This window comes from Bradyrhizobium sp. HKCCYLRH2015 (genome assembly GCF_051168215.1).
Taxonomy (GTDB): Bacteria; Pseudomonadota; Alphaproteobacteria; order Rhizobiales; family Xanthobacteraceae; genus Bradyrhizobium.
Map to the genome: position 1 here is coordinate 683,822 of NZ_JBNPUO010000002.1, position 26,019 is coordinate 709,840.

Sequence of the window (26,019 nt, forward strand, 5' to 3'; positions counted from 1 at the left end):
GGAGCCGACGATGAGCGATCCCATTCTCGACGTCCAGAACCTCGTCGGCGGCTACGGCAAGATGACGATCCTCAACGGCACGACGTTCTCGGTGCCGGCGGGATCGATCACCACCGTGATCGGTCCGAACGGTGCCGGCAAGTCGACGGTGTTCAAGGCGATCTTCGGTCTGTTGAAGCTGCGCGAAGGCAAGGTCATCTTCAAGGGCCGCGACGTCACCGGCTTCAGCCAGCGCGCGCTGCTCGGCGCGGGCGTCTGCTACATCCCGCAGGGCCGCAACATCTTCGGCGAGCTGTCGGTGCGCCACAATATCGAGCTCGGCGGCGTTGCCGCGCCGCGTGAGATCGATCTTGCTGCGCGCGTCGAGGCGGCGCTCGACGTGTTTCCGGTGCTGCGCAAGAAGGCGGACCGGCAGGCCTCGACGCTGTCCGGCGGCGAGCAGAAGCAGCTCGAGATCGCGCGCGGGCTGCTGCTCGAGCCGCAGCTCGTGCTGATCGACGAGCCGTCGATCGGGCTGTCGCCGTTGATGGTGCAGCAGACCTTCGACATGCTGAAGCAATTGCGCGACCGCGGCGTCTCGGTGCTCCTGATCGAGCAGAATGCACGCTCGGCGCTGGAGATCTCGGACTACGGCATCGTGCTCGAGCTCGGTCGCACCCGCATCATCGACAAGGCCGATCGCGTGCTGGCCGATCCGCGCATCGGCCAGCTGTTCCTGGGCGGCGCGATGGAGGAGACGGCGGCATGAACCAGCGCTCGATCGCAACGGTCTCCATCTCTGGCGCGCTCGACGAGAAGCTCAAGGCGATCGCTGCCGCCGGCTTCGACACGGTCGAGATCTTCGAGAACGATCTGGTCGCGTTCGGGATGCGGCCGCGCGAGATCGGGCAGATGTGCCGCGACCTCGGCCTTTCGATCTGCGCCTATCAGCCGTTCCGCGATTTCGAGGGCATGCCGGAGCCGCAGCGCGCGCGCAACTTCATCCGCGCCGAGCGCAAGTTCGACCTGATGCAGGAGCTCGGCACCGACCTGCTGCTGATCTGCAGCAGCGTGTCGCCGGCCGCGCTCGGCGGCATCGACCGCGCCGCCGCGGATTTCCAGGAGCTCGGCGAGCGCGCCGCGAGGCGCGGCTTGCGCGTCGGCTACGAGGCGCTGGCCTGGGGCCGCCATGTGCACGACTATCGCGATGCCTGGGAGATCGTGCGCCGCGCCGATCACAAGGCGATCGGCGTCATCCTCGACAGTTTTCATGCGCTGGCGCCGGCGCTGCCGACCAATGCGATCCGCGCCATTCCCGCCGACAAGATCTTCCTGGTCCAGTTGGCCGACGCACCCAAGCTCGAACTGGACGTGCTGTCCTGGAGCCGGCACTTCCGCAGCTTTCCCGGGCAGGGCGACCTCCCGGTCGGCGAGTTCATGGAGGCGGTCGCCGCGACCGGCTATTCCGGGCCGCTGTCGCTGGAGATCTTCAACGATCAGTTCCGCGCCGGCTCGGCGCCACGCACGGCGCTCGACGGCATGCGTTCGCTGCTGCTGTTGCAGGATGACCTCGCCGGAAAAATCCCCGCGGCGTCGGCAGAGCCCCGCTTCGCGCCTCGCGTGAAGAGCCACGGCATCGGCTTTGTGGAATTCGCGGTCAGCGAGGACAAGGCGGAGTCGCTCGCCGCATTGTTCGGGCAGCTCGGCTTCCGCAAAACCGGGCGGCATCGCAGCAAGGCGGTGCAGCGCTGGTCGCAGGGCGCGATCGAGCTGGTGATCAATTGCGAGCCGGCGAGCTTCGCGCATTCGCACTATATCACGCACGGTTCCGGCGTTTGCGCGTTGGCGTTGGATGTCGACAGTGCGGACCGTGCCATGGCGCGGGCGCAGTCCTTGAAGACGCGCACCTTCACCCAGCCGGTCGGGCCGGGCGAGCTGGAGATCCCGGCGATCCATGGTGTCGGCGGCAGCCTGCTGTATTTCCTCGATACCCACGGCCGTCACTGGGATGTCGACTTCGAACCGGTCGCCAGCGACAAGACGACTGATCGGCTCTTGGCCGTCGATCACATCGCACAGTCGATGCCGCATGAGGAGATGCTGTCCTGGCTGTTGTTCTATGCCGGGATCATCGACTTCTCGCGGCTGCCGCAGATGGAGATCGCCGATCCCAGAGGCCTCGTGCAGAGCCAGGCGATCGTCAACGGCGATCGCAGCCTGCGCTTCATCCTCAACGGCTCGACGGCGACGCGCACGCTGTCGTCGCGTTTCATCTCCGAGTTCTTCGGCTCGGGCGTCCAGCACATCGCCTTCGCCTGCGACGACATCTTTGCAGCCGTGGCCGAAATGCGCGCCCGCGGCGCCGGCTTCCTCGACATTCCCGACAACTACTACGACGATCTCGAAGCGAAATACGATCTAGCGCCCGAGACCATCGCGGCCCTCCGCGCCAACGAGATCCTGTACGACCGCGACGGCGACGCGGAGTTCTTCCAGGTCTACACCCACATTTTCGAGGAGCGCTTCTTCTTCGAGATCGTGCAGCGCCGCAACTACCAGGGCTTCGGCGCCGCCAACGCCGCGATCCGGCTGGCGGCGCAGGCGCGCGAGGTGCGGCCGGACACGATGCCGCGGCTGTAGCTCAGGGCTCCGGCCGAATCCCAGGCAGACTGACGATTGCCGCCGCCAGGTCTTCGATCACCAGCCGGACGCGCGCGATGCCGGCGCGCTCCGGGACGATCAGCATGTTGAGCGGCACCGACGGCAGCCTGTAGTCGGGCAGGAGCACCGTCAGCCTGCCCTCGGTGATGAGATCGTCGACCAGCCAGGCATGGGCTGCGGCGATGCCGCGCCCGGCCAGCACGGCTTCGCGCACCGCGAGGCCGTGATTGGTTCGGAAGCGGCCGCTGAAGGGCACCTCGTGGCGCTGGCCGTCGCCGGACATCAGCGCCAGCACGTCGCTGCCGGCGACATTGGGCATGCGGATGCCGTCATGGCCGAGCAGATCCTGCGGTACGCGCGGCGTGCCGCGTCCTGCCAGATAGCCCGGCGCCGCCACCAGCAGCCGGTGCGAATGGCCGAGTGCGCGCAGCTTCATCGAGCTGTCAGTGAGCGGCGCGAGACGGAGCGCGATGTCGACGCCCTCGCGCACCAGATCGATGCGCTCGTCGGTCAGATTGAGATCGATCGCGATGTCCGGATAGCGGTCCTGGAACGCGAACACCAGCCGGGTGATGTGCAGGATGCCGAACGCGGCCGTGCAGGAGATGCGGATCGTGCCGCTGGCGGCTCCACGCGTGCCGCGCGCCTCGTCGCCGGCCTGCTCGATCAGGCGCAGGATCTGGACGCAGTTGGCATAATAGAGGCTGCCCTCGGTGGTCAGGGTGACGCGCCGGGTGGTGCGGCTCAGCAGGGGAACGCCGATCGCGTCTTCAAGCTCCTGGAGATGACGCGAGATGGTGGACTGACCCAGCCCAAGCTCACGCGCGACGGCCGACAGGTTGCCCCGTTCGGCGACGCGAACGAAGCTGCGCATGTTGACGATGCTGACGTCCAACTTATCCATAATTCGGCATAATGTTATCGATAGCAGCCATATAGTGGATGAACGAGGCCGGGTCTATCTCCTGGATTGTTCCAGCCAAGGGATCAAGCCATGAATGTGCTGCTCGTCTTCGCCCACCCCGAACCCCGCTCGCTGAACGGCGCCCTGCGCGACGGCGCTGTCGCCGAGCTTCGGTCGCAAGGTCATCAGGTCAGGGTCTCGGATCTCTATGCGATGGGCTGGAAGGCGGCCGCCGACCGCGCCGACTTTCCGCAACTGCCGCCCGATGTGCGCCTCAACGTCGCCACGGCCTCCGGCGAGGCGTTCAAGACGCACTCGCTCACCGACGACGTCAGGGCGGAGCAGGAGAAGCTCCTATGGGCCGACGCGGTGATCCTGCAGTTTCCGCTGTGGTGGTTCACGATGCCGGCGATCCTCAAGGGCTGGGTCGACCGGGTCTATTCCTACGGCTTCACCTACGGCGTCGGCGAGCACAGCGACAAGCGCTGGGGCAACCGCTATGGCGAGGGCGTGTTCGCCGGCAAGCGCGCGATGCTCGTGGTGACCACCGGCGGCTGGCAGGAGCACTATTCGGAGCGCGGCATCAACGGGCCGATCGACGACCTCCTGTTTCCCATCAACCACGGCATCCTGTTCTATCCCGGCTTCGACGTACTGCCGGCCTTCGTGGCGCACCGGGTGAACCGGCTCGATGAGGCGGGCTTCGCGGACATCGCCGCGCGGCTCCGCGCGCGGATGCGGACGCTGTTCACGGATCAGCCGATCCCGTACCGGCGGCAGAACCACGGCGATTACCTGATCCCGTCGATGCAGCTGCGTCCCGAACTCGGGCATGCCGACGCGCGCGGCTTCGCGCTGCATGTCGACGCTGTGCGATGACGTTGCCGCGGCGCGGGCTCAGCCCGCGCCCATCGCGACCGCGATGTGGTAGGTCGCGAACGCCGCCGCATAGGCGAGCGCGAACATGTAGAAGAAGGTCACGGCCATCCAGCGCCAGCTGCCGGTTTCGCGGCGGATGACGGCGAGCGTCGAGGCGCATTGCGGGGCGAAGATGTACCAGGCGAGCAGCGCCAGCGCCGTGGCGAGGCTCCATTTGCTCGCCAGCACCTGGCCGATCTGCTCGGCCGCCTCCTTGCCGCCCTCGATCGCATAGACGGTGCCGAGCGCGGCGACCGCGACCTCGCGGGCGGCCATGCCGGGCACCAGCGCGACCGCGATCTGCCAGTTGAAGCCGACCGGCGTGAGCAGGGGAGCGATCGCCTGGCCGATCATCGCCGCGAGGCTGTAATTGATCGCAGGCTCGGTGGCGCCCTCCGGCGGCTGCGGGAACGAGGCCAGGAACCAGATCAGCACCATCATCGCGAAGATCGTGGTGCCGGCGCGCTGCAGGAACATCTTGGCGCGGGTGTAGACGCCGATCGCGATGCTGCGCAACCGCGGCATCTTGTAGTCCGGCAGCTCCAGCATGAACGGTGCCGGCTGGTAGTCGCGCATCAGGAAGAACTTCACCAGGAACGACACCAGCAGCGCGCTGATGATCCCGGCGGCGTAGAGCCCGAACATCACCAGTCCCTGCAGGTTGACCAGGCCCCAGACCTTGGTCGGCGGGATGAAGGCCGAGATGATCAGCGTATAGACCGGAATCCGCGCCGAGCAGGTCATCAGCGGCGCGATCAGGATGGTGGTGAGCCGATCGCGGCGGTTGTCGATCACGCGCGTTGCCATGATGCCGGGAATGGCGCAGGCAAAGCTCGAGAGCAGCGGGATGAATGCGCGGCCATGCAAGCCGGCGCCGCCCATGATGCGGTCCATCAGGAACGCCGCGCGCGCCATGTAGCCGAAATCTTCCAGGAGCAGGATGAACAGGAAGATGATGATGATCTGCGGCAGGAAGACGATGACGCTGCCGACGCCGGAGATCACGCCGTTCTGCAGGAAGCTCTGCAGCAGGCCCTCGGGAAGCTCGTCGTGAACGAGCTGGCCGAGCGCATCGAAGGCCGCCGACAGCACCTGCATCAGCGGCTGCGCCCAGGCGAACACCGCCTGGAACATCACGAACAGGATCGCCAGCAGGATGAGCAGCCCGCCGACCGGATGCAGCGCGACCGAATCGATCCGGGCGGTCCAGGTGTCCGGCCGCTCGGGCAGGCTGACCGTCTCCGCGATGATACGGTCGGCCTCGCGCTGAGTGGCGCGCAGCTCCGGGACCGTGAGCGGACGCCAGGTGTTGGCGCGCTCTCCGGTGGTCTCGGCCGCCTGGGCCAGGAGCTCGTCGGTCAGCCGCAGCAGGTCGTCGGTGCCGCCCTTGCGCACGGCGATCGACGTCACCACCGGCACGCCCAGCGCCTGCGACAGTGCGGGAACGTCGACCGTCACGCCACGCCGCTTGGCGATGTCGAACATGTTGAGCACGAGCGCCAGCGGCCGGCCGGTGCTCTTGAGCTCGAGCAGCAGCCGGACCGTCAACCTGAGGTTGGTCGAGTCGGCAACGCACAACACCAGGTCGGGCAGGACCTCGCCGGTGGCGCGTCCCAGCACGAAATCCCGGGTGATTTCCTCGTCGGGGCTGCGGCCGCGCAGCGAATAGGTGCCGGGCAGGTCGACCAGCGAGACCTGGCGGCCCTGCGGGGTGACGAAGCCGCCCTCTTTGCGCTCGACCGTGACCCCGGGATAATTCGCGACCTTCTGGCGGCTTCCCGTCAGCGCGTTGAACAGCGAGGTCTTGCCGCTGTTGGGCGTACCCACCAGGGCCAGATGCAGCAGAGGGCTTTCCATGACGACGCTTTCCGCGCGGCCTATGCCACGATGACGGCCATGGCCTCGCGCCGGCGGACCGCGACGGTGATGTTGTCGACACGGACGGCGATCGGGTCTCGCCCGACGATCCCCTCATGCAGGATTTCGACCCGGGCGCCCTCGACGAAGCCCAGTTCGATCAGCCGGCTCTCCAGCTCAACGTCCGGCAACGACGACGCCGCGCCGCCAGCGGCCAGATGCTGGATCGTTCCGGTATAGCCCCTTCGGGCCAGACCGAGCGGCTGAGGCGGCCGTGTATCGCAGATTTCGCTCATAGCCTGTATTTTCAATCGCGTGCCAAGAGGTCAAGCGCGGCATGTTAAATGCCGCGGCATCTTAGAGCGATTTTAAACAGACCGGGCGGGCCGCCGTCTGATCTGCCTCAAGGAGCGGCAGCGGCTGCCGTGTGCCGGGTGTCCACCGCCGCCTTCGGCTCGAGGCCTGAAGACGCTGCGGCGCGGCTCTTGAAGTGGTCGAGCACGAACAGCCGGATCGCCGACGACAGGTTGCCCTGCTGGCGATTGTTGTCGATCTCCCCGACCAGTTCGGACAGGGTCATGTTACGGAGACCCGAAATCTCCTTCATGCCGTTCCAGAAGGCCTCTTCGAGGCTGACGCTGGTCTTGTGACCTGCGACCACGATAGAACGTTTTACGACGGGCGACTTCATCACGCGTCCTCGCCATTGATACGATGTTGATCGAGTAATTCGTTCGCGCGCTTGTCGCGTTGGGCGTCAGTTGCGCGTTCGGACTTCGTCCTGCCGAAGCGAGCGCGGTTGCCTTCGGCGACCTTTGCTGCCTGATCGCGCTCCACGCGCTTTCTGAAACGCTTCAAGTTGATGATGTCACCCATGCTTGCTCCAATCATCTAAGGCATCGAACATCACGACGAGAGCATGCGCATTGCGCGGATGAGCTCAGGCGTTCTCCAGACAATCACGTCATCGCTCCCTGATAGTTCGATGGCCATTCGCGTCGTTGCGAGCTGGATTTGTTTACTCACCAAACGCAGCAGAACTTGTAGTCGAGAGTATCCTTTAGGGGTTAACAGCGAGAATTGCATCACCCCCCGTAGTACTACGGGACTACCGCTACGCTCGCCCCGGCCTCGTCATCCTCTCGGGTTGAACGAGGCGGTCGAATTCCTCTTCGGAGACGAGACCGAGCCGCAAAGCTTCCTGTTTCAGCGTTGTGCCGCGCTGATGCGCTGATTTCGCGACTTTGGCGGCGTTGTCGTAGCCGATCTTCGGTGCAAGCGCCGTCACCAGCATCAGCGAGCGCTCCATCAGCTCGCGAATGCGAGCAGTGTCGGCCTGGATTCCGGTCACGCAATGTTCGCTGAATGAACGTGCTGAATCACCTAGTAATTGTATGGACTGCATCATGCAATGTGAGAGCAATGGTTTGTAGACGTTCAGTTCGAAATGACCCTGGCTGCCGGCCATGGTGATCGCCGTGTGATTGCCGAACACCTGGCAGCACACCATCGTGAGCGCTTCGCATTGCGTCGGGTTCACCTTGCCCGGCATGATCGAGGAGCCCGGCTCGTTCTCCGGCAGGATCAGTTCTCCCAATCCGGAGCGGGGGCCTGATCCGAGGAAGCGGATGTCGTTGGCGATCTTGAACAGGCCGGTGGCCGCCGCATTGAGCGCGCCATGGGCGTAAACATAGGCGTCGTTGGACGCAAGCGCCTCGAATTTGTTGGCGGCACTGGTGAAGGGCAGGCCGGTGGCGTCGGCAACATGCTTGGCGAACAGCTTCGCGAACTTCGGATCCGCGTTCAGGCCAGTGCCCACGGCGGTGCCGCCCTGCGCCAGCGGCAGGAGATCCCGCGCCGCGATCTCGATTCGTGCGATCGCGTTCTCGACCTGCGTGGCGTAGCCGGAGAACTCCTGGCCGAGCGTGAGCGGCGTGGCGTCCTGGGTGTGGGTGCGGCCGATCTTGACGATGTCCGCGAACGCGTCCTGCTTGGCACGCAGCGCCGCCAGCAGCTCCGACAGCGCCGGCACCAGATGGCCCGCGATCGCGCGCGCCGCGGCGATGTGCATCGCGGTGGGGAACGAGTCGTTGGACGACTGGCTCATGTTGACGTGGTCGTTCGGATGAACGGGCTTCTTGGTGCCGCGCTCGCCGCCCAGCAGCTCGCTGGCGCGATTGGCGATCACCTCGTTGAGGTTCATGTTGCTCTGGGTGCCCGAGCCGGTCTGCCAAACGACCAGCGGGAAATGGTCGTCGAGCTTGCCGTCGATGACCTCCTGCGCCGCCTGGACGATGGCGTCCGCCATGCGTGGCTCGAGCAGGCCGAGCTCGCGGTTGGCCTGGGCCGCGGCCAACTTCACCAGCGCGAGCGCGCGCACGATGCCGATCGGCATGCGGTCGTGGCCGATGCGGAAATTCTGCCGGCTGCGCTCGGTCTGCGCGCCCCAATAGCGGTCGGCGGCGACCTCGATCGGGCCGAAGCTGTCGGTCTCCGTGCGCGTCGATCCGTGCGATGATGAATCAGCTGAATGTGCCATGAAGCATGCCCATGATTGATGGTGAACCGGCGTCGACCGGTTCAAGCATGCTTCAATCTAGTGGTCCAACCGCCGTTCCGCGCGCGGCGAATGGGCCTATTTCTTGCGGAAACGGTCCAGGCGCACGACCTCGGCGCCTTCCCCCGGCGAGGTCGGCGGGAGCGGCTTGTCGTCGCTGGTCTCGGCCGGCGTCGCAGGCAGCGGCCCGGCGATGGCCGATGGCGTCGGTGCGGCCGGCAGCTTCGGCGCGGCCGGCGTCTCGGCAATCGCCTCCGACGGCTCGAACTGCAGTCCGAATTGCACGGACGGATCGAAGAAGCTCTTGATCGCGTGGAACGGCACCACGAGGCGCTCAGGGATGCCGCCGAACGACAGGCCGACCTCGAACCGGTCCTCCGAGACCACCAGATCCCAGAACTGGTGTTGCAGGATGATCGTCATCTCCTCCGGATATTGCGCGAGCAGCCGCGGCGACAGCTTGACGCCCTCGGCCTTGGAGATGAACGTGATGAAGAAATGGTGCTCGCCCGGGAGCCCGTGGGCGGCAGCGTCGGTCAGCACCCGGCGCAGCACCCCGCGCAACGCGTCGCGCGCCAGCACATCGTATCGAATATGATCCGTCGCCATGATCGGTCCTGTGTCGTGAGGGCTGCGCCCGACGTGTCGAGCCGCCGCGCCCGGCAGGCAGCAGCATTCCCGACTCGCGTCAGTCACATCGTACCCGGCATCGGCGCCGAGGTCAGCAGCCATGCCGGTCGATCGCCAGATATGGGAACGGGTAGAAGCTGGCGGAAGTCCGGTCAACGGCGGAATGAACGGGTGCCGCGCCAAAAAACTGGGGACGGCACAGCCCCTGGAAGGAAACCGGTTAACGTGGAGGCAGGTGAAAGTGGAGGCTTCTGTTGCCAGGTGCCTCCGAACCCCGCCTAACGGAGCTTAACCCGTTAGGACTTTAAGGTGGTCTTTCAAACTGCGTTACGCAGCCTGAGCAACCGGAGCAAAGTTGTCGTTGGCAACTATTGCAGTAGCCCGATAACGGCGGAACAATACCGGGAAAAAGCTCGCCCTTTACGCCCTCGTCGATCCTATTTCGCCCCCGCCAAAACCCATCTGTCGGTGGGTTTTGGTGGAGGCGCCGGGTACCGCCCCCGGGTCCGAATGGTTTATTTCGACGGCGATTTATTTCCATAGCCGGCAGGCCGGCACCCCCTATATAGGCCGCCGGCCAGCGGATGCACAGGGCCGAAACGCCGCGGCGCGCGACAAAAATGTGGGCGGCTGCCGGGAACCTCTGGTTCGACCTTGGCAGCCTGGTTTTCGTCCTCCTACAGTGCGGCATGCCTCCCGAAGTTGCGCAGGTTGCCTCTCCCGCGGCCGACATCGCCAGACACCCGCCCAGCCTCCGCACGCTCTTCTTCGCATTCGCGAAAATGTCGCTGTCGGGCTTCGGCGGCGTGCTGGTGTTCGCGCGGCGTGCGATCGTCGACGAGCATCGCTGGATGACGGCGGAGGAGTTCAACGCGACCTTCGCGCTCTGTCATTTCCTGCCCGGACCGAACATCGTGAATTTCTCCGTGGTGTTCGGCGCGCGATTGCGCGGTGTCGCGGGCGGAATCGCTGCGTTTGCCGGCCTGCTCGGACCCCCGATGCTGCTGATCACCTCTCTCGGCGCCATCTACGGTCATTTTGGACAAGCCGACACGTGGCGACGGGCGCTTGCAGGCGTGTCCTGCGTGGCCGTTGGCCTGCTGGCGTCGGTGGTGTTTCGCATGATCTCGCCGCTCCTCAAGAAGAGCGACGTGGCGGGCGTTGTCGTCGTCGCTGGCGTGTTCGTGGCGATCGGGCTGGCGCGCCTGCCGCTTCAGGAGGTTCTGCTGGTGGCCGTGCCGCTCAGCCTTGCCGTCACCTATGCCAAGACGCGGTGGGCACGATGAGCGGGGACGACAATCCGTTGTTCCAGCTGTTCTGGACCTTTGCGTTGATCTCGCTGTTTGCGGTTGGCGGCGCCGTGGCGGCGATTCCCGAACTGCAACGTGTTGCAGTCGAGGCCCGGCACTGGATGACAGACAAACAGTTCGCCGACCTGTTCGCACTGTCGCAATTGTCGCCCGGGCCCAACGTTCTGATCGTCACCCTGATCGGCTATTCGGTCGCAGGCGTGGCAGGTGCGGCGGTCGCGACGATCGCGATGTGCGGTCCCACTGCCGTGCTCTCCTATTTCGTCAGCCGTTGGCTCTCGAATGCGCGGGATGCGCGCTGGCCCGCCATGCTGCAGGCGGCGCTGGTGCCGTTGTCGATCGGCTTGATGGCGGCGAGCGCATGGATTCTCGGTCAGGCTTCCGACCAGACGTGGCGGGCGTTCGCGCTGACGGTCCTTGCCGCACTCGTTGCATCTATGACGCGACTCAATCCGCTCTGGCTGCTCGCCGCAGGCGGCTGCCTTGGTTTCGCTGGCCTTCTCTAGGGAAAGCCGCTAGCAAAACAGAAGCGCGACCGGTTTGCTCCGGGCCGCCGAACGAAAACAGTGCCGGCCATCAAGGCCGATCGGGGAGGGCGAGGCATGGCCGAGACCACGGGCCAATTGTCGGGCGAAACGGCGGGCATGCCGGCCGCCCGCAGCGTGACCGCCGCATCGATCATTCTGGTCCTTGCCTTCGCGCCACAGATCATCGAGCTGCTGATTGCCTTGGCCGGTCTTGTCGGTCCACTATCCGGACGTGGTCCGCTACAGGTCATTGCGGCCCATGCGTCGGCCTTGTCGATGGCGATCCCGAGCCTGGCGCAGCAATATGCCGCAAGCGGCAAGACCTCGCTGTCTTCCGATGTTCTGCTGGCTCTCATCTACACCTATCCGCTGATCGCGGTCGCAGTGTTCACATTCATGGTCCGTCCGCGCGCGGCGCAGGACTATTTCGGCGGCGTCGTGCTGATGGCGATCGCGCTGTTCGCGTTGTGGGCCTCCAGCGACCTGCAAGGCATGCGCGGCTTCTCGTTCGGTGCCGGAACTGCGCCGCGGATGTTCGGTCTGCTGCTGCTAGGGCTCGGAGCCGCCGTGGCCGTGATCGGCGTCGTGAGTGAAGGCGCGCAGCTTGCGACCTATCACTGGCGCGGACCGCTGTTCGTCTCGCTCGCGATCCTGACCTTCGCCGTCTCCATTCGCCCGCTCGGACTCTTGATCACGGGGCTTGCAAGCTTCCTGATCGCGGCGATCGGCAGCCCGGAGACGCGCTGGCGCGAGGCCCTGATCGTCGGCATCTGCCTGACCGGCGGCTGCGCGCTGCTGTTCCCCTACGTGCTGGGGTTGCCGATGCCGCTGTTGCCGCGTTTCCTTTTGCAGTGAGGGCGTGATGGATCTGTTTGCAAATCTCGCCCACGGTTTCGTCGTCGCGTTGTCGCCAATCAATCTGCTGATGTGCCTGATCGGCGCGCTGGTCGGCACGCTGGTCGGGGTTCTCCCGGGCATCGGGACCATCGCCACGGTGGCGATGTTGCTGCCGATCACCTTCGGCCTGCCGCCGGTCGGCGCGCTGATCATGCTGGCCGGTATCTATTACGGCGCGCAGTATGGCGGCTCGACCACGTCGATCCTGGTCAACATTCCCGGCGAGGCGACGTCGGTGGTGACCGCGCTCGACGGCTTCCAGATGGCGAAGCAGGGCCGTGCCGGTCCGGCGCTGGCGATCGCCGCGATCGGCTCGTTCTTCGCCGGCTGCGTTGCCACCGTGCTGATTGCGATCCTCGGCGCGCCGTTGACCAAGCTCGCGCTGGCGTTCGGCCCGGCCGAGTATTTCTCGCTGATGGTGCTGGGCCTGATCTTCGCGGTCGTGCTGGCGAAGGGCTCGGTGCTGAAGGCGATCGCGATGATCGTGCTCGGCCTGCTGCTGTCGATGGTCGGCTCGGACATCGAGACCGGTGTTTCGCGCATGGCCTTCAACATTCCCGAACTCGCCGACGGCCTCGGCTTCGCCACCGTCGCGATGGGCGTGTTCGGCTTCGCCGAGATCATCCGCAATCTCGATGCCGGCGCGGAGATGGACCGCGACCTCGTGCAGAAGAAGATCACCGGCCTGATGCCGACCAGGAAGGATCTGAAAGACTCCACGCCGGCGATCCTGCGCGGCACGCTGCTCGGTTCGATCCTCGGCATCCTGCCGGGCGGAGGTGCGGTGATCGCCTCGTTCGCGGCCTATACGCTGGAGAAGAAACTCGCGCGAGATCCGTCGCGGTTCGGTCGCGGTGCGATCGAGGGCGTCGCGGCGCCGGAGAGCGCCAACAACGCGGCGGCGCAGACCTCCTTCATTCCGCTGCTGACGCTCGGCATTCCGCCGAATGCGGTGATGGCGCTGATGGTCGGCGCGATGACCATCCACGGCATCGTGCCGGGCCCCCAGGTGATGCAGAAGCAGCCTGATCTGGTCTGGGGCATGATCGCCTCGATGTGGATCGGCAATCTCATGCTGATCATCATCAACCTGCCGCTGGTCGGCATCTGGGTGCGGCTCTTGCGCGTGCCATACCGGCTGATGTTCCCGTCAATCGTGATCTTCTGCGCGATCGGCATCTATTCGGTGAACAACGCGCCGGTCGACGTGGTCCTGGCGGGCGCGTTCGGCCTCGTCGGCTACTGGCTGATCAAGCATGATTTCGAGCCGGCGCCGCTGCTGCTCGGCATGGTGCTGGGCCCGCTGATGGAGGAGAACCTGCGCCGGGCGCTGCTGATCTCGCGCGGCGACTGGTCGGTGTTCCTGACGCGGCCGCTGTCGGCCGTGCTGCTCGCGATCGCGGCGGGGCTGCTCGTGCTGGCGGTGCTGCCGACGCTGCGCCGCAAGCGCGATGAGGTCTTCGTGGAAAGCGAAGGCTGACCAGCGTCGGCGGACCGGACGCCGGAGGCGCTCGGGACCCTGGTCAAGGGCGAGATCGTCAAATGGTCCGCGGTCCTCAAGCCGGCGAGCTGGTACGGAACAGCCATGGATCGGGAGGAGGCGGAACGTGCGGTCCCGCCCTTGTCAATTGCGGCTGCGGCCGACATTTTTCGGGGTATAATTGGCGACCGGGCCGAGTCGAGGCTAGGGCCGGGCGATCCCTGCCGTTACATTCGCCGCCTTCCGCGAAAGGCCGCCAGCGCGCACCATGCACCAGTATCACGACCTGCTCGAACGCATCCTGTCCGACGGCGCCGAGAAGCACGACCGCACCGGCACCGGCACGCTGTCGGTGTTCGGCCACCAGATGCGCTTCAACCTTGCGGCCGGCTTTCCGCTGGTGACCACCAAGCGGCTGCCGCTGAAGGCGATCGTGCATGAGCTCTTGTGGTTCCTCAAGGGCGACACCAACATCAAATATCTGCACGATCACGGCGTGACGATCTGGGACGAGTGGGCCGATGGCAATGGCGATCTCGGCCCCGTCTACGGCTATCAGTGGCGCTCGTGGCCGACGCCGGACGGCGGCCATATCGACCAGATCGGAGGCGTGATCGACATGATCAGGCGCAATCCGGATTCGCGCCGGCTGATCGTGACGGCCTGGAACCCGGCCGACGTCGAAAAAATGGCGCTGCCGCCGTGCCACTGCCTGTTCCAGTTCTATGTCGTGAACGGCAAATTGTCGTGCCAGCTCTACCAGCGCTCGGCCGACGTCTTTCTCGGCGTGCCCTTCAACATCGCATCCTATGCGCTGCTGACGATGATGGTGGCGCAGGTTACGGATTTGAAGCCCGGTGAATTCGTGCACTCCTTCGGCGACGTGCATCTCTATTCCAATCACATCGAGCAGGCCCGCCTGCAGCTCACCCGTGCGCCCCGTCCGCTGCCGACCATGACGCTCAATCCGGACGTCAAGGACATCTTCGGCTTCCACTACGAGGACTTCGCGCTCGCCGGCTACGATCCGCATCCGCATATCAAGGCCGAGGTCGCGGTCTGACGCATGCCGGTTTCGATCCGTAGCGCCGGGCCTGACGACATCGGAAGCGTATTCGCGCTGATCCGGGAGCTCGCCGACTACGAGAAGCTCTCGCACGAGGTCGGCGCGAGCGAGGCTGACATCGCCGCCGCGCTGTTCTGCGAGCATCCGACGCTGTTCTGCGATCTCGCCGAATGGAACGGCGCGGTGGCGGGCTTCGCGGTCTGGTTCGTCAACTTCTCTACGTTTGCCGGCAAGCCAGGGATCTATCTCGAGGATCTGTTCGTGCGGCCGGCGTTTCGCCGCAACGGCATCGGCCAGGCCTTGCTCGGCCATCTCGCGCGCACCTGCATCGAAAAGGGCTGGGCGCGGCTGCAATGGTCGGTGCTCGACTGGAATGCTCCTTCCATCACTTTCTACAAATCGCTCGGCGCCGAGCTCATGGACGAGTGGACGCTGTGCAAGGTGACCGGCGAGGCTCTGGCTCAGCTGGCGGAGAGGGCGCCGTGATCGAGATCGTGCTGATCGTCGCAGTCGCCGACAACGGCATCATCGGCGCCGCCGGTGCGATCCCGTGGCGGCAGAAGAGCGACATGCAGCGCTTCAAGGCGATGACCATGGGGCGCCCGATCGTGATGGGCCGCAAGACCTTCATCTCGTTTCCGCGCCGGCCGCTGCCGGGCCGCACCAACATCGTCGTCACCCGCAATGCCGAGTTTCGCGCTGATGGCGCGATCGTGACCCATACCGTCGATGAAGCGCTCGTCATCGCGCGTGGTGATGCGCTGCGGCGTTCAGCCGCGGAGATCGCGGTCATCGGAGGCACCGAGCTCTTTGCTGCAACGATGCCGATCGCCGACCGGCTGGAGATCACCGAGGTGCATGCGAGCCCGCCTGGCGATACCGTGTTTCCGGCGATCGACCCGGCCCGATGGGAGGAGGTGGCGCGGCAGCGCCATGCCTCGGGGCCTGACGATCAGGCCGAATTCTCCTACGTCACCTATCGCCGGCGGCGGTGAGCGTTTCGCCGGCGGGATCGACGCGACGGCCCGTCCAAGACCATCCGTTAATGATGAAGTCGCGCAGTTTGGCCGTGTGGCGGAGCTGAGGCCGCGGCAAACCGGCGCTTCCGGCCCTGTTTACATTGACAAAACCCGGTTCGGGCTTAGCTGGAGCGCTACGTTGTAAGGGGCGGGGCCGTCCCTTATAACCCGGCGACCGTCGGGGCCGGCGTTGGTGTACACTCAGCCTCTCGGAGGAGATCGATCGATGGCGTGGAAGAATCAGGGCGGAGGCCCGTGGGGTCAGGGTCCGAAGGGGCCCTGGGGCTCGGGACCGCAACCGGTCGGTCCAAGGCCGCCCGACCTGGAAGATCTTCTGCGGCGCGGCCAGGACCGGCTGCAGCAGTTCGTGCCGGGCGGCGGCTTCGGCACCGCGGGCGTGCTCCTGATCGTGCTCGGCGCCATCATCATCTGGCTCGCCTCCGGCATCTACCGCGTGCAGTCCGAGGAGCTCGGCGTCGTGCTGCGCTTCGGCAAATATGTCCGCGATGAGCAGCCGGGCCTGCGCTATCACCTGCCTTATCCGATCGAGACCGTGCTGCTGCCCAAGGCGCTGCGCGTCAACTCGATCTCGATCGGCATCACCGCCAATGATGATCCCGGCCGGCGCGGCCGCAGCGGTCGCGATGTCCCGGAGGAGAGCCTGATGCTGACCGGCGACGAGAACATCGTCGACGTCGACGTCACCGTGCTCTGGCGCATCAAGCCGAAGGGCGCGGCCGACTTCCTGTTCAACATCCAGAACCCCGAGGGCACCGTGAAGGCGGTGGCCGAGAGCGCGATGCGCGAGGTGATCGGCCGCTCCAACATCCAGCCGATCCTCACCGGCGCCCGCACCGTGATCGAGCAGAACGTGCAGGAGCTGATGCAGAAGACGCTCGACAATTACGGCTCCGGCATCCAGATCACCCAGGTGCAGATGCAGAAGGTCGATCCGCCGGCCCAGGTGATCGAGGCGTTCCGCGACGTCCAGGCGGCGCGTGCCGACCTCGAGCGTCTCCAGAACGAAGCCCAGACCTACGCCAACAAGGTGGTGCCGGAGGCGCGGGGTCGTGCCGCGCAGATCCTGCAGGTCGCCGAGGGCTACAAGGAGCAGGCGATCGCCGAGGCCAAGGGCCAGAGCGCGCGCTTCCTCAAGGTCTATGACGAGTACAAGAAGGCGCCCGACGTGACCCGCGAACGGATCTATCTCGAGACCATGGAGCGCGTGCTCGGTGGCTCGGAGAAGCTCGTGCTCGACTCTGGCGCCACCGGCGGCCCTGTGCCGCTGCTGCCGCTCGGCGATCTCTTGCCGCGCCGTCCGGCGCCGGCCGCTCAGCAGGGAGGCGTCCGATGAGGTCCCCCGTTGCAGGCATCGTCGCGCTCGTCGCCGTGCTCGTGCTCGTCGTCATCGGCTACAGCTCGCTGTTCACCGTGAACCAGACCGAGCAGGCGCTGGTGGTGCGGTTCGGCAAGCCGGTCGACGTCGTCACCGAGCCCGGCCTGAACTTCAAGGCACCGTTCATCGACAACGTGATCTCGATCGACAAGCGCATCCTCGACCTCGAGAACCCCTCGCAGGAGGTGATCGCGTTCGACCAGAAGCGGCTCGTGGTCGACGCCTTCGCGCGCTACCGGATCAAGAACGCGCTGCAGTTCTACCAGAGCGTCGGCTCGATCCAGACCGCCAACGTCCAGCTCGGCACGCTGCTGAACGCCGCGCTGCGCCGCGTGCTCGGCGAGGTCACCTTCACACAAGTCGTGCGCGACGAGCGCGAGGCGCTGATGCGCAAGATCCGCGATCAGCTCGACAAGGAGGCCGACGCCTATGGCATCCAGGTGGTGGACGTCCGCATCCGCCGCGCCGACCTGCCGGAGGCCAACAGCCAGGCGGTGTACAACCGGATGAAGACCGAGCGGCAGCGTGAGGCCGAGGAGTTCCGGGCGCTCGGCGGCCAGAAGGCCCAGGAGATCAGGTCCAAGGCCGATCGCGAGGCTACCGTGATCGTCGCCGAGGCCAACTCGCAGGCGGAGCAGACCCGCGGCGCCGGCGATGCCGAACGCAACCGGCTGTTCGCCGAGGCCTACAGCAAGGACCGCGACTTCTTCGCCTTCTACCGCTCGATGACGGCGTATGAGAACGGCCTGAAATCCGGCGATACCCGCTTCCTGCTGCGGCCCGATTCGGAGTTCTTCCGCTACTTCGCCAACCCCTCGGGGAAGCCGGCGGGGGAGACGCCGTCCACCGCCAGCAGCTCGACCGCGGCGGCCGCGGTGCCGGCGCCCAAGCCCTGATGCGTCGGCCCCGATGACCAGGGCGGTTGATCCGGGTGAATAAGAGTTGACATGGACGGGGCGAAGCCGTTGCTTCGCCCCGTTACATATCAAGAAGATCGAACGGGAGGTCCGGGTCCGATGAGGTCCATTGCGTTTTCCGATTTCCTCATCGGATTAGGTATCCTGTTCGTGCTCGAAGGCCTGTTGTTCGCGGCCAGTCCGGAGTGGATGCGGCGGGCCATGAAGACCGCGATGACCACGCCCGACAACGTGCTGCGCGCGGTCGGCATCGGCTCGGCGGTGGCCGGTCTGGTCCTGATCTGGGTGATCCGGCGGCCGATCTGAGGTGTGCATCGCCGTCTGCCTGCGCACGGCCGCACAGGAACGAGGTCCGGCCGCGGCAATGACCGTCAACCGCCCGGCCAACGCCATTGTGAGGCGATGGCTGCGCCATTTTGCCGTATTAGGTCGCCCTCAATGATGAATCTGCGGTCCGATCCGGCGTGCTTGCGTCCTCCGCCGGTTCCGGCGCACTGTAACGGTTGAATTTGCCGACTTTTCTGGAGATCCGCCCGATGACCGCGACCCTTGCTTTCCGCCGTCGACTGCGTCCGATCCTGACCGCGGCGGTTCTTGCCGCGGGCTGGGCGCTCGCGCCGGTCCCGGCCTCGGCGCGGGGGCCGGAGGGGATCGCCGATGTCGCCGAAAAGGTGATCGACGCCGTCGTCAACATCTCGACCTCGCAGACCGTCGAGCCCAAGGGCGGCTCGTCCGAGAACCGCAACGCCAATCCGCAGGTGCCGCCGGGATCGCCGTTCGAGGAGTTCTTCGACGATTTCTTCAAGAACCGCCGCGGCGGTCCGGGCGGCCGGGGCGGGGCCGACAACTCGCCGCGCCGCACCAACTCGCTGGGCTCCGGCTTCATCGTCGACGAGTCCGGGGTCGTGGTCACCAACAACCACGTCATCGCCGATGCCGACGAGATCAACGTGATCATGAACGACGGCACCAAGATCAAGGCCGAGCTGGTCGGCGTCGACAAGAAGACCGACCTGGCGGTGCTCAAGTTCAAGCCGCCGCGGCCGCTGACGGTGGTCAAGTTCGGCGATTCCGACAAGCTGCGGCTGGGCGACTGGGTGGTCGCGATCGGCAACCCGTTCAGCCTCGGCGGCACCGTGACCGCCGGCATCGTCTCGGCCAAGAACCGCGACATCTCGTCGGGGCCCTATGACAGCTACATCCAGACCGACGCCGCCATCAATCGCGGCAATTCCGGCGGCCCGCTGTTCAACCTTGATGGCGAGGTCATCGGCGTCAACACGCTGATCATCTCGCCCTCGGGTGGCTCGATCGGCATCGGCTTCGCCGTGCCCTCGAAGACCGTGGCCGGCGTCGTCGACCAGTTGCGCCAGTTCGGCGAGCTCCGCCGCGGCTGGCTCGGCGTGCGCATCCAGGGCGTCACCGACGAGATCGCCGAGAGCCTCAACATCAAGCCGGCGCGCGGCGCGTTGGTCGCCGGCGTCGACGACAAGGGACCGGCGAAGCCCGCCGGGATCGAGCCGGGCGACGTCGTCGTCAAGTTCGACGGCCATGACATCAAGGAGCCGAAGGACCTGTCGCGCATCGTTGCCGACACCGCCGTCGGCAAGGAGGTCGACGTCATCGTCATCCGCAAGGGCCAGGAGCAGACGCTCAAGGTCAAGCTCGGCCGGCTCGAGGACAACGAGAAGGTGCAGCAGGCGGCGATCAAGAAGGACGAGCCGGCCGAGAAGCCGGTGACCCAGAAGGCGCTCGGGCTCGATCTTGCCGCGCTGTCGAAGGACCTGCGTACCCGCTACAAGATCAAGGACAGCGTCAAGGGCGTCGTCGTCACCGGCGTCGACCAGGCCTCCGACGCCGCCGAGAAGCGGCTGTCGGCCGGCGACGTCATCGTCGAGGTCGCCCAGGAGGCGGTGACCTCCGGCGCCGACATCAAGAAGCGCGTCGACCAGCTCAAGAAGGACGGCAAGAAGTCGGTGCTGCTGCTCGTCTCCAACGCCGACGGCGAGCTGCGCTTCGTGGCGTTGAGCCTGCAATAGGGGCTTCAGGCGGTCGTAACCATTAGCCTTCTGCGCGCCTTGAGATGCGAAGATGAGCGCAATGCAAGTGAATGCGCCCTCTCCCCTTGTGGGAGAGGGCATGTAGGAAAGAGCGGCAGGCTCGGTTGGGTGAGGGGTATCTCTCCAAGAGTTTCACTCGCGGAGAGATACCCCTCACCCAACAGCATGCTGTGATGGGCCGTACATGCCCTCTCCCACAAGGGGGGAGGGCGCTGTATCTGACGGCGCGCTGATGGTTGCTGAGTTGGTAGTTCGTAGGTAGTAGGTAGGGTGGGTCAAGGCGCGCCCCCGCTGCCCGCCTCATGCGCGGATCGATTTCGCGCCGTGCCCACCATGGCCGTCAGTATTCGTGGATGGCCGGTCGGCGCGCGACCGCCCTCGGGCGGCCGCTTTGCTTACCCTACGCAGCTCCACACTCCCTTGTCGTCCCGGCCTTGAGCAGGGACCCGCAACCCCAGGCAGCGGTTTGGGACAGGCTGGTCATTGGCATTTTGCCCATCACCTCTGCTGCGGCGTATCGATCCCGGATCGGTGCCGCGCTTTCGCGCGTCGCGGCCTGTCGGGCACGAGGGCGGCGGGTGGGGGCGGATTCACGGTTCAAACAGCTGAGTTGGGCACAGCGAGCATGTCCGAGGGACATGCCATCGCAATCTCGCGGCACATCATGCCCGAGGCCTGCGATCAGTTCGTCCCTCGCAAACGGTGCAGAGGGCGCAGGGAATGCCGGGTGAAGGCCTCACCCATGGCCCGCCTGCGGAAAAAATGCAGGCGGCAGGTACCACAGGTGGTGCCGAACACTCCGGCATTCCCTGCGCGACGGTCTTCACGCTTATACGCAGTCTCCCTGGTGCGCCGGGCTTGTTGGCCACCATCACCACGCGGCACATCAGCGCCATCGCGGCTTGATACCAGCGTCGGGGTATCAGGACGCTGCGATTTCACGTCCGCAGTAAAGCCGTTCGTCGGCGTGCCCGAAGACACGCTGCGGCTTCACCGCGGCCATCGCATCCCACCTCGCGTGTCGTGACGATCGCGCGCAACGCCCCTCCGCAGTGAGGCGGGATGCGGGGAGATAATCATGATTTCAGATAAAGCGCAAGAAGATTATTTTTTTCAGAAGCTCCTGCAGCGCCTCCGCCGGCCGGCGACGACGTTCCGGGCAGGGTGGAGCGCGCAGCCGGAGCCTCACAGCGATCGCTGGTTGACCCGCTTCGACAGCGCCTCGGCATTCTCCTTGCGCTCGGAATAGCGGTCGACGAGATACTCAGCCCGGTCGCGCGTCAGCAGCGTGAACTTGACGAGCTCTTCCATCACGTCGACGACGCGATCGTAATAGGGCGACGGCTTCATGTGGTCAGCGTCGTCGAACTCCGCGAAGGCCTTCGGCACCGAGGACTGGTTTGGAATGGTGATCAGGCGCATCCAGCGGCCGAGGACGCGCAGCTGATTGACGGCGTTGAACGACTGCGAGCCGCCGCTGACCTGCATCACGGCCAACGTCTTGCCCTGCGTCGGCCGGACGGCCCCGAGCGACAGTGGGATCCAGTCGATCTGGGTCTTCATCACGCCGGTCATCGCGCCGTGCCGCTCCGGCGAGCACCACACCATGCCTTCGCACCAAGTCACGAGATCGCGCAGCTCGCGGACCTTCGGATGATCGGGCTCGGCGTCGTCGACCAGCGGCAGTCCGCGCGGATCAAAGGTGCGTGTCTCCGCGCCATAGCGCGCGAGGACGCGCGCCGCTTCCTCCGTGAGGAGGCGGCTGAACGAGCGTTGCCGGAGCGATCCGTACAGCAGCAGGATGCGTGGAGGGTGGGAGGAGAGCTCAGGCTCCAGCAGCTTGGCGCGGTCGATCGGATGGAAGGAGGCTTCGTCCAATTGGGGCATGGTGTCAGACAATTCGAGCATCCTCCGGAATTGGCGAGCAGTGGCCGCTCTCGTTCGTGGCTCGCCCTCCAGGCGCTCAGAATGCGATGTCCGCGGCGACCGCTTCGATGCCGGCCTTCGCGCAGATGTCGTCGTTGTCGCCTCCGGGCGCGCCGGATACGCCGATCGCTCCGACCTGCTGGCCAGCGGCCTCTATTGGCATGCCGCCGCCGACCATGACAACGCCGGGAACGTTGACGATGGCCCGCTCCGCGGCGTCCGGTCGAGCCAGCCGGGCTGCGAGCGTGCTCGTCGCCTCGCGCCAGCTCGCCGCCGTCCGCGCCTTGCCCGTCGCGGCCTCCAGCGTATGCCAGCCAGCGAAACGGTCGCGCAGGGTGACCAGCGCAAGCCCCGACGGATCGCTCACGGTCACGGCGGCCTGCCAGCCGCGTTTGCGGCACTCGGCGAGCGCCGCCTGTGCCGCCTTGAGCGCCGTGTCCGGCGCGATGATCCGCCGCGTCCACGTGGGCTCATCGGCGCGCGCAACGACAACCGGGCCGAGCAAGAGGACGGCTGCGAGCAGCAGACGCAACATCACGTCGACAGCCATTTCGCCATGTCCTCTGGTTTCGGCAGGCCGCCCGCATGAACGACCTTGCCGTCGATCACCACGCCCGGCGTCGAGGCGATGCCGAACCTGGCGATGTCGGCGAAGTCCGTGATCTTTTCCAGCTCGATCTCGATGCCGAGCTTGCTTGCTTCCGAGGAGGCCATTGCTGCGGTCTGAACACAGCGCTTGCAGCCGGAGCCGAGAATCTTGACGTTCTTCATGGGGCTTGTCCTTTCATCAAAACAGGGCGTTGAAGAGATAGCCGACGGCGACGATGCCGGCGGCGACGACGCCCGCGAAGACAGCGATCAGCCGGAGCGTCAGCACCTTGCGCAGGATGAGCATTTCGGGAAACGAAAGCGCGATGACGCTCATCATGAAGGCGAGCACCGTCCCCAGCGCCGCACCCTTGCCGAGCAGTGCCTCGACGACCGGAATGATGCCCGCAGCGTTGGCGTACATCGGCACGCCGATCAGCACCACGGCCGGCACGGACCACCATTGGTCCTTGCCCATGATCGAGGCGAGCAGGTCGTTCGGGACATAGCCGTGAATGAATGCGCCCGCCGCAATGCCAATGATGATCCAAGCCCAGACGCGGCCGACGATGTCGCGCACCGCGTCGATCCCGGCCCGGATCCGATCGGCGACGGTCTGTGAATCCGGCTGCAGCTCCGCCTGTCCGGCGCGCACGTTGCGAACCCATTCCTCGAGCCAGCCTTCGAGATGCAGTCGTCCGATGATCCATCCCGCCACGATCGCGACCGCCAGGCCGAAGGCCAGATAGATTGCGGCGATCCTCCAGCCGACCAGCGCGAACAGCAGGCCGAGCGCGACCTCGTTCACCATTGGCGCCGCGATCAGGAACGAGAAGGTCACGCCGAGTGGGACGCCAGCCGAGACGAAGCCGACGAAGAGCGGCACCGCCGAGCATGAGCAGAAGGGAGTGAATACGCCGAGGATCGCAGCCGCGACATTGCCGAGGCCCTCGCGCCTGCCGGCGAGCAATGCACGGGTTCGCTCGGCTGAAAAAAAGCTGCGCACGACGCCCATGCCGAACACGACCAGCGTCATCAGCATCAGGACCTTGGGCGCGTCGAACACGAAGAACCGCGCGGCTTCTTCCAGATGGCTGTCGCGGGACACCGGCAGCAACGACACCAGCCATGCCGAGAACGCTTCCAGCTGCCAGTAGACCGCAAACCAGATCGCGACCGCAGCGGCCGTCGCGACGATCCAGATCACAGCCGATGCCGACCCGTCAGGATAGGTTGAAGTTTCGGTTTTCATGCTGCGTTCCTGTTCGGCTCAGCCATGGCCGCCATGACGGTCTCGAGAATGGCGCGCCGGTCAGGCGCCAGGTCGGGGCTCAGCCGATACCGCACCCACTGGGCGTCGCGTCGGTCGATGACAAGACCTGCGGCCTTGAGGGCCGCCATGTGCCGGCTCATGCGCGACGCGCTTGCGCCCAGCTGCCGCATGAGTTCGCAGACGCAATGCTCGCCGCCATCCCACAGGATGCGCAGGGCTGCGAGGCGGGTCGGCTCGGCCAGGGCGGCGAGCAGCGGAACAGGATCGGACATGACGGAGATATATTCGTATTTGCGTATTTGCGCAATAGCGCATATGATATCCTTTGTCTTGGCACGCCGCTGCCGGCGATGACAATTCCCGGACCCGTCGAGGGGATGATGCAAACTGGGCTCAGCGGCTTGCGGGCTGTATGTCTGCGCGCACCGGCGATGCCGGATCAGGCGAGCTGAGTGATGTCAGGCCAATGCACGCGCAGGACGGTCTTTCCGTCAGCCGCGGGAATGCTGGAGGGCTTGGTGTCGACGATGCGGCCGCCAAGCCGCCTATAGAACTGGAGGCCGGCGACATTGGCCTCGAAGACCCAGAGGTGCAATCCAGAGTGTGACGCGCCTGCCGAAAGCAGGCGAGCCGCGCCGCGAAGCAGCCGCTCTCCAAGCCCCGAGCCTCTGGTCTCGGCCGCGACGTGAAGATTGTCGACCAGATGTCCCCACACCGGGTCGGCGTCGCGATAGCAGCAGATGAAGCCGCGCATCAACCCGGCCGGGTCGCGTGCGACGTTGACGAGTTGATCCGCGGCCGGCGTGCCGAGCCGCTGCGTCCAGACCGCGCGCCGGTCGGCGTCGATGGCGCTGCTGAGAAACTCCGGCGCGAGGATGTTGGCATAGGCGTCGCGCCAGTTCGCCGCATGGAGCGCCGCGACGGCCGGCGCGTCTTCGCTGGTCGCGGCGCGGATGATGATGTCACTCAAGAAATCTTCATATCCTGTCTACGCATCACTCACTATCGGAGAGCAGCGCTGCTTCGCTCGCGAGCCAGCTCGTGAAAAACCGGACGCGCGTATCGCTGCTGAGCACGGCCGGCCAGCGCACGACATGCACCTTGCTGGACGGCACGTCCCATTCGGCCGAAACGACGCGCGTCAGGCGGCGCTCGGCCAGTGCGTCATGCACGAGCAGCGATCGTCCCAGCGCCACGCCGGCGCCCTCGATCGCTGCGGCGAGCGCCAGGCTGATCGTATCGACCCGAATGCCGACGGGAGCCTCCGCGCCGAGGCCGAGCCTCTCGAACCATGCGGGCCATGACCATTCAGCGCCGTCGTCGCGGCCGGCGCGCCCCTTGTGAATGATGGGGTAGTTCGCGAGATTGCGGACATCGTGCAAGGCGCGGCCGCGCGGCAACAGGCGCGGCATGGCGACCGGAAAGACGCGCTCTCTGAACAGCAGCCGTTGCGTCGAGCTCGCGCGCGCCGCAGCCTTCGGCAACCACAGCACCTGGAGATCGACATCAGCTGCGCGCGCCTGAGCCTCGCTCTCGGCGACGACGAGTTCGACGCCGACATCGCCGTGTCTGGACAGAAAGCCGGGCAACCGACGCACCAGCCAGTAGTGCGACAAGGCTGCGCTCACGCCGACCTTCAACACCGCGGGCTGCGCGGCGGCGCGGTAGCGCGCGCGCAGCAGCGCCATCTCGTCGAGCAGACCAACGATCTCCGTGAGCAGCGAGGTGCCGGCCGTCGTCGGCGACAGTCCGGTCCCGCTGCGGTGGTTGAACAGCTTGGCGCCGAGATAGGTCTCGAGCTTGCGCAGCCGGTGGCTGACAGCACTCTGCGTTAGCCCGAGCTCCGTCGCTGCCAAGGTCATGCTGCGGTGGCGGGCGGTGGCCTCGAAGGCAACGAGACCGTCGAATGGCGGAAGAGATCGCATCGGCCAAGTATGAACGAGATTCATGCTGACGTGAATGGGTGCGCCGGCCATATCTTTGGCCCGTCCCTCTCCATGACGAAGGCCGCCAAATGCCGACAGCCCGTTCCACGTCATCGTCGGCCGACGTCG

At 65.9% G+C, this 26,019-nt stretch carries 28 protein-coding genes and 1 other RNA gene; 14 read left to right on the forward strand and 15 right to left on the reverse strand.

The features are described from left to right. Positions 1-10: 10 nt before the first annotated feature. Positions 11-748, forward strand: a complete 738-nt coding sequence (locus ACQR1H_RS07190; RefSeq protein ID WP_316183611.1) for an ABC transporter ATP-binding protein — start codon at positions 11-13, stop codon at positions 746-748. Continuing rightward, the gene (locus ACQR1H_RS07195) at positions 745-2,619 is read left to right on the forward strand and encodes a bifunctional sugar phosphate isomerase/epimerase/4-hydroxyphenylpyruvate dioxygenase family protein (protein WP_316239614.1); all 1,875 of its coding nucleotides are present in this window, start codon (positions 745-747) and stop codon (positions 2,617-2,619) included. The genes ACQR1H_RS07190 and ACQR1H_RS07195 overlap by 4 nt, the downstream gene beginning before the upstream one ends. Before the next feature lies 1 nt (position 2,620). Here ACQR1H_RS07195 and ACQR1H_RS07200 read toward each other — a convergent pair whose 3' ends face one another. Then, a complete protein-coding gene (locus ACQR1H_RS07200) occupies positions 2,621-3,544 on the reverse strand; it encodes a LysR family transcriptional regulator (protein WP_315805541.1) in 924 nt (307 codons plus the stop codon). A 90-nt stretch (positions 3,545-3,634) separates the two neighbouring features. Here ACQR1H_RS07200 and ACQR1H_RS07205 point away from each other — a divergent pair, with 90 nt between their 5' ends. After that, positions 3,635-4,423 carry an NAD(P)H-dependent oxidoreductase gene (locus tag ACQR1H_RS07205; protein WP_434907349.1) on the forward strand — a complete coding sequence of 263 codons (789 nt, stop codon included), beginning with the start codon at positions 3,635-3,637 and terminating at the stop codon, positions 4,421-4,423. A gap of 18 nt (positions 4,424-4,441) precedes the next feature. Here the strand turns inward: ACQR1H_RS07205 and feoB are convergent, their stop codons facing one another. From feoB to ssrA, 7 genes are all read right to left on the reverse strand, one after another. Beyond that, positions 4,442-6,319, reverse strand: coding sequence for a ferrous iron transport protein B (gene feoB, locus ACQR1H_RS07210; RefSeq protein ID WP_316239616.1), 1,878 nt, complete (start codon positions 6,317-6,319; stop codon positions 4,442-4,444). A gap of 20 nt (positions 6,320-6,339) precedes the next feature. Next, positions 6,340-6,615, reverse strand: a complete 276-nt coding sequence (locus ACQR1H_RS07215; protein ID WP_315805544.1) for a FeoA family protein — start codon at positions 6,613-6,615, stop codon at positions 6,340-6,342. 107 nt (positions 6,616-6,722) lie between these two features. Further along, positions 6,723-7,010, reverse strand: a complete 288-nt coding sequence (locus ACQR1H_RS07220) for a ribbon-helix-helix domain-containing protein (RefSeq protein ID WP_315713371.1) — start codon at positions 7,008-7,010, stop codon at positions 6,723-6,725. Further along, on the reverse strand, positions 7,010-7,195 hold the full coding sequence (locus ACQR1H_RS07225; protein ID WP_315805546.1) for a DUF4169 family protein: 186 nt from the start codon (positions 7,193-7,195) through the stop codon (positions 7,010-7,012). The genes ACQR1H_RS07220 and ACQR1H_RS07225 overlap by 1 nt, the downstream gene beginning before the upstream one ends. A 238-nt stretch (positions 7,196-7,433) precedes the next feature. Further along, positions 7,434-8,858: a class II fumarate hydratase gene (gene fumC / locus ACQR1H_RS07230; RefSeq protein WP_315805547.1), complete on the reverse strand. Its 1,425-nt coding sequence runs from the start codon at positions 8,856-8,858 to the stop codon at positions 7,434-7,436. A gap of 96 nt (positions 8,859-8,954) precedes the next feature. Continuing rightward, the gene (locus ACQR1H_RS07235) at positions 8,955-9,485 is read right to left on the reverse strand and encodes an SspB family protein (protein ID WP_315805548.1); all 531 of its coding nucleotides are present in this window, start codon (positions 9,483-9,485) and stop codon (positions 8,955-8,957) included. 261 nt (positions 9,486-9,746) lie between these two features. Next, positions 9,747-10,101: a transfer-messenger RNA gene (ssrA, locus tag ACQR1H_RS07240) on the reverse strand. Positions 10,102-10,195: 94 nt separating this feature from the next. Here ssrA and ACQR1H_RS07245 point away from each other — a divergent pair. The 11 genes from ACQR1H_RS07245 (at position 10,196) to ACQR1H_RS07295 (ending at position 20,157) form a co-directional block, all read left to right on the forward strand. Further along, a complete protein-coding gene (locus tag ACQR1H_RS07245; protein ID WP_315805595.1) occupies positions 10,196-10,792 on the forward strand; it encodes a chromate transporter in 597 nt (198 codons plus the stop codon). After that, positions 10,789-11,322, forward strand: a complete 534-nt coding sequence (locus ACQR1H_RS07250) for a chromate transporter (protein WP_315805596.1) — start codon at positions 10,789-10,791, stop codon at positions 11,320-11,322. Before ACQR1H_RS07245 ends, ACQR1H_RS07250 begins: the two co-directional genes overlap by 4 nt. A gap of 96 nt (positions 11,323-11,418) precedes the next feature. Beyond that, the gene (locus tag ACQR1H_RS07255) at positions 11,419-12,198 is read left to right on the forward strand and encodes a tripartite tricarboxylate transporter TctB family protein (RefSeq protein ID WP_315805549.1); all 780 of its coding nucleotides are present in this window, start codon (positions 11,419-11,421) and stop codon (positions 12,196-12,198) included. 7 nt (positions 12,199-12,205) lie between these two features. Next, a complete protein-coding gene (locus tag ACQR1H_RS07260) occupies positions 12,206-13,720 on the forward strand; it encodes a tripartite tricarboxylate transporter permease (protein WP_315805550.1) in 1,515 nt (504 codons plus the stop codon). Between the two features lie 268 nt (positions 13,721-13,988). Beyond that, positions 13,989-14,783 carry a thymidylate synthase gene (locus tag ACQR1H_RS07265; protein WP_316183603.1) on the forward strand — a complete coding sequence of 265 codons (795 nt, stop codon included), beginning with the start codon at positions 13,989-13,991 and terminating at the stop codon, positions 14,781-14,783. 3 nt (positions 14,784-14,786) lie between these two features. Further along, positions 14,787-15,272, forward strand: coding sequence for a GNAT family N-acetyltransferase (locus ACQR1H_RS07270; RefSeq protein WP_315805552.1), 486 nt, complete (start codon positions 14,787-14,789; stop codon positions 15,270-15,272). After that, the gene (locus tag ACQR1H_RS07275; protein ID WP_315805553.1) at positions 15,269-15,781 is read left to right on the forward strand and encodes a dihydrofolate reductase; all 513 of its coding nucleotides are present in this window, start codon (positions 15,269-15,271) and stop codon (positions 15,779-15,781) included. Before ACQR1H_RS07270 ends, ACQR1H_RS07275 begins: the two co-directional genes overlap by 4 nt. A 250-nt stretch (positions 15,782-16,031) precedes the next feature. Beyond that, a complete protein-coding gene (gene hflK, locus ACQR1H_RS07280; RefSeq protein WP_434848483.1) occupies positions 16,032-17,159 on the forward strand; it encodes an FtsH protease activity modulator HflK in 1,128 nt (375 codons plus the stop codon). After that, a complete protein-coding gene (gene hflC, locus ACQR1H_RS07285) occupies positions 17,156-18,097 on the forward strand; it encodes a protease modulator HflC (RefSeq protein ID WP_434848484.1) in 942 nt (313 codons plus the stop codon). The genes hflK and hflC overlap by 4 nt, the downstream gene beginning before the upstream one ends. A 120-nt stretch (positions 18,098-18,217) precedes the next feature. Further along, complete coding sequence (locus ACQR1H_RS07290; RefSeq protein WP_315713359.1) at positions 18,218-18,424, forward strand: DUF2065 domain-containing protein; 207 nt, start codon at positions 18,218-18,220, stop codon at positions 18,422-18,424. Positions 18,425-18,654: 230 nt separating this feature from the next. Then, complete coding sequence (locus tag ACQR1H_RS07295; RefSeq protein WP_315805556.1) at positions 18,655-20,157, forward strand: Do family serine endopeptidase; 1,503 nt, start codon at positions 18,655-18,657, stop codon at positions 20,155-20,157. A gap of 1,206 nt (positions 20,158-21,363) precedes the next feature. Here ACQR1H_RS07295 and arsH read toward each other — a convergent pair. The 7 genes from arsH to ACQR1H_RS07330 all read right to left on the reverse strand — a co-directional run bounded on the left by arsH (position 21,364) and on the right by ACQR1H_RS07330 (position 25,890). Then, positions 21,364-22,065, reverse strand: a complete 702-nt coding sequence (gene arsH / locus ACQR1H_RS07300) for an arsenical resistance protein ArsH (RefSeq protein WP_434907384.1) — start codon at positions 22,063-22,065, stop codon at positions 21,364-21,366. A 76-nt stretch (positions 22,066-22,141) separates the two neighbouring features. Then, a complete protein-coding gene (locus ACQR1H_RS07305; RefSeq protein ID WP_316183573.1) occupies positions 22,142-22,654 on the reverse strand; it encodes a GlcG/HbpS family heme-binding protein in 513 nt (170 codons plus the stop codon). Beyond that, a complete protein-coding gene (locus ACQR1H_RS07310) occupies positions 22,639-22,875 on the reverse strand; it encodes a thioredoxin family protein (protein WP_315805558.1) in 237 nt (78 codons plus the stop codon). The genes ACQR1H_RS07305 and ACQR1H_RS07310 overlap by 16 nt, the downstream gene beginning before the upstream one ends. A 16-nt stretch (positions 22,876-22,891) precedes the next feature. Next, a complete protein-coding gene (locus tag ACQR1H_RS07315) occupies positions 22,892-23,944 on the reverse strand; it encodes a permease (protein WP_434907350.1) in 1,053 nt (350 codons plus the stop codon). Continuing rightward, positions 23,941-24,237: an ArsR/SmtB family transcription factor gene (locus ACQR1H_RS07320; RefSeq protein ID WP_316239572.1), complete on the reverse strand. Its 297-nt coding sequence runs from the start codon at positions 24,235-24,237 to the stop codon at positions 23,941-23,943. The genes ACQR1H_RS07315 and ACQR1H_RS07320 overlap by 4 nt, the downstream gene beginning before the upstream one ends. Before the next feature lie 167 nt (positions 24,238-24,404). Beyond that, complete coding sequence (locus ACQR1H_RS07325) at positions 24,405-24,935, reverse strand: GNAT family N-acetyltransferase (protein ID WP_316239573.1); 531 nt, start codon at positions 24,933-24,935, stop codon at positions 24,405-24,407. 25 nt (positions 24,936-24,960) lie between these two features. Next, positions 24,961-25,890, reverse strand: coding sequence for a LysR substrate-binding domain-containing protein (locus ACQR1H_RS07330; protein ID WP_316239574.1), 930 nt, complete (start codon positions 25,888-25,890; stop codon positions 24,961-24,963). Positions 25,891-26,019: the final 129 nt, after the last annotated feature.

What these genes read in the sequence shown, in the direction of transcription:
- ACQR1H_RS07190 (WP_316183611.1), top strand. Translation starts at nt 11, where the DNA reads ATGAGCGATCCCATTCTCGACGTCCAGAACCTCGTCGGCGGCTACGGC.
- ACQR1H_RS07195 (WP_316239614.1), top strand. Translation starts at nt 745, where the DNA reads ATGAACCAGCGCTCGATCGCAACGGTCTCCATCTCTGGCGCGCTCGAC.
- ACQR1H_RS07200 (WP_315805541.1), bottom strand. Translation starts at nt 3,544, where the DNA reads ATGGATAAGTTGGACGTCAGCATCGTCAACATGCGCAGCTTCGTTCGC.
- ACQR1H_RS07205 (WP_434907349.1), top strand. Translation starts at nt 3,635, where the DNA reads ATGAATGTGCTGCTCGTCTTCGCCCACCCCGAACCCCGCTCGCTGAAC.
- feoB (WP_316239616.1), bottom strand. Translation starts at nt 6,319, where the DNA reads ATGGAAAGCCCTCTGCTGCATCTGGCCCTGGTGGGTACGCCCAACAGC.
- ACQR1H_RS07215 (WP_315805544.1), bottom strand. Translation starts at nt 6,615, where the DNA reads ATGAGCGAAATCTGCGATACACGGCCGCCTCAGCCGCTCGGTCTGGCC.
- ACQR1H_RS07220 (WP_315713371.1), bottom strand. Translation starts at nt 7,010, where the DNA reads ATGAAGTCGCCCGTCGTAAAACGTTCTATCGTGGTCGCAGGTCACAAG.
- ACQR1H_RS07225 (WP_315805546.1), bottom strand. Translation starts at nt 7,195, where the DNA reads ATGGGTGACATCATCAACTTGAAGCGTTTCAGAAAGCGCGTGGAGCGC.
- fumC (WP_315805547.1), bottom strand. Translation starts at nt 8,858, where the DNA reads ATGGCACATTCAGCTGATTCATCATCGCACGGATCGACGCGCACGGAG.
- ACQR1H_RS07235 (WP_315805548.1), bottom strand. Translation starts at nt 9,485, where the DNA reads ATGGCGACGGATCATATTCGATACGATGTGCTGGCGCGCGACGCGTTG.
- ACQR1H_RS07245 (WP_315805595.1), top strand. Translation starts at nt 10,196, where the DNA reads ATGCCTCCCGAAGTTGCGCAGGTTGCCTCTCCCGCGGCCGACATCGCC.
- ACQR1H_RS07250 (WP_315805596.1), top strand. Translation starts at nt 10,789, where the DNA reads ATGAGCGGGGACGACAATCCGTTGTTCCAGCTGTTCTGGACCTTTGCG.
- ACQR1H_RS07255 (WP_315805549.1), top strand. Translation starts at nt 11,419, where the DNA reads ATGGCCGAGACCACGGGCCAATTGTCGGGCGAAACGGCGGGCATGCCG.
- ACQR1H_RS07260 (WP_315805550.1), top strand. Translation starts at nt 12,206, where the DNA reads ATGGATCTGTTTGCAAATCTCGCCCACGGTTTCGTCGTCGCGTTGTCG.
- ACQR1H_RS07265 (WP_316183603.1), top strand. Translation starts at nt 13,989, where the DNA reads ATGCACCAGTATCACGACCTGCTCGAACGCATCCTGTCCGACGGCGCC.
- ACQR1H_RS07270 (WP_315805552.1), top strand. Translation starts at nt 14,787, where the DNA reads ATGCCGGTTTCGATCCGTAGCGCCGGGCCTGACGACATCGGAAGCGTA.
- hflK (WP_434848483.1), top strand. Translation starts at nt 16,032, where the DNA reads ATGGCGTGGAAGAATCAGGGCGGAGGCCCGTGGGGTCAGGGTCCGAAG.
- hflC (WP_434848484.1), top strand. Translation starts at nt 17,156, where the DNA reads ATGAGGTCCCCCGTTGCAGGCATCGTCGCGCTCGTCGCCGTGCTCGTG.
- ACQR1H_RS07290 (WP_315713359.1), top strand. Translation starts at nt 18,218, where the DNA reads ATGAGGTCCATTGCGTTTTCCGATTTCCTCATCGGATTAGGTATCCTG.
- ACQR1H_RS07295 (WP_315805556.1), top strand. Translation starts at nt 18,655, where the DNA reads ATGACCGCGACCCTTGCTTTCCGCCGTCGACTGCGTCCGATCCTGACC.
- arsH (WP_434907384.1), bottom strand. Translation starts at nt 22,065, where the DNA reads ATGCCCCAATTGGACGAAGCCTCCTTCCATCCGATCGACCGCGCCAAG.
- ACQR1H_RS07305 (WP_316183573.1), bottom strand. Translation starts at nt 22,654, where the DNA reads ATGGCTGTCGACGTGATGTTGCGTCTGCTGCTCGCAGCCGTCCTCTTG.
- ACQR1H_RS07310 (WP_315805558.1), bottom strand. Translation starts at nt 22,875, where the DNA reads ATGAAGAACGTCAAGATTCTCGGCTCCGGCTGCAAGCGCTGTGTTCAG.
- ACQR1H_RS07315 (WP_434907350.1), bottom strand. Translation starts at nt 23,944, where the DNA reads ATGAAAACCGAAACTTCAACCTATCCTGACGGGTCGGCATCGGCTGTG.
- ACQR1H_RS07320 (WP_316239572.1), bottom strand. Translation starts at nt 24,237, where the DNA reads ATGTCCGATCCTGTTCCGCTGCTCGCCGCCCTGGCCGAGCCGACCCGC.
- ACQR1H_RS07330 (WP_316239574.1), bottom strand. Translation starts at nt 25,890, where the DNA reads ATGCGATCTCTTCCGCCATTCGACGGTCTCGTTGCCTTCGAGGCCACC.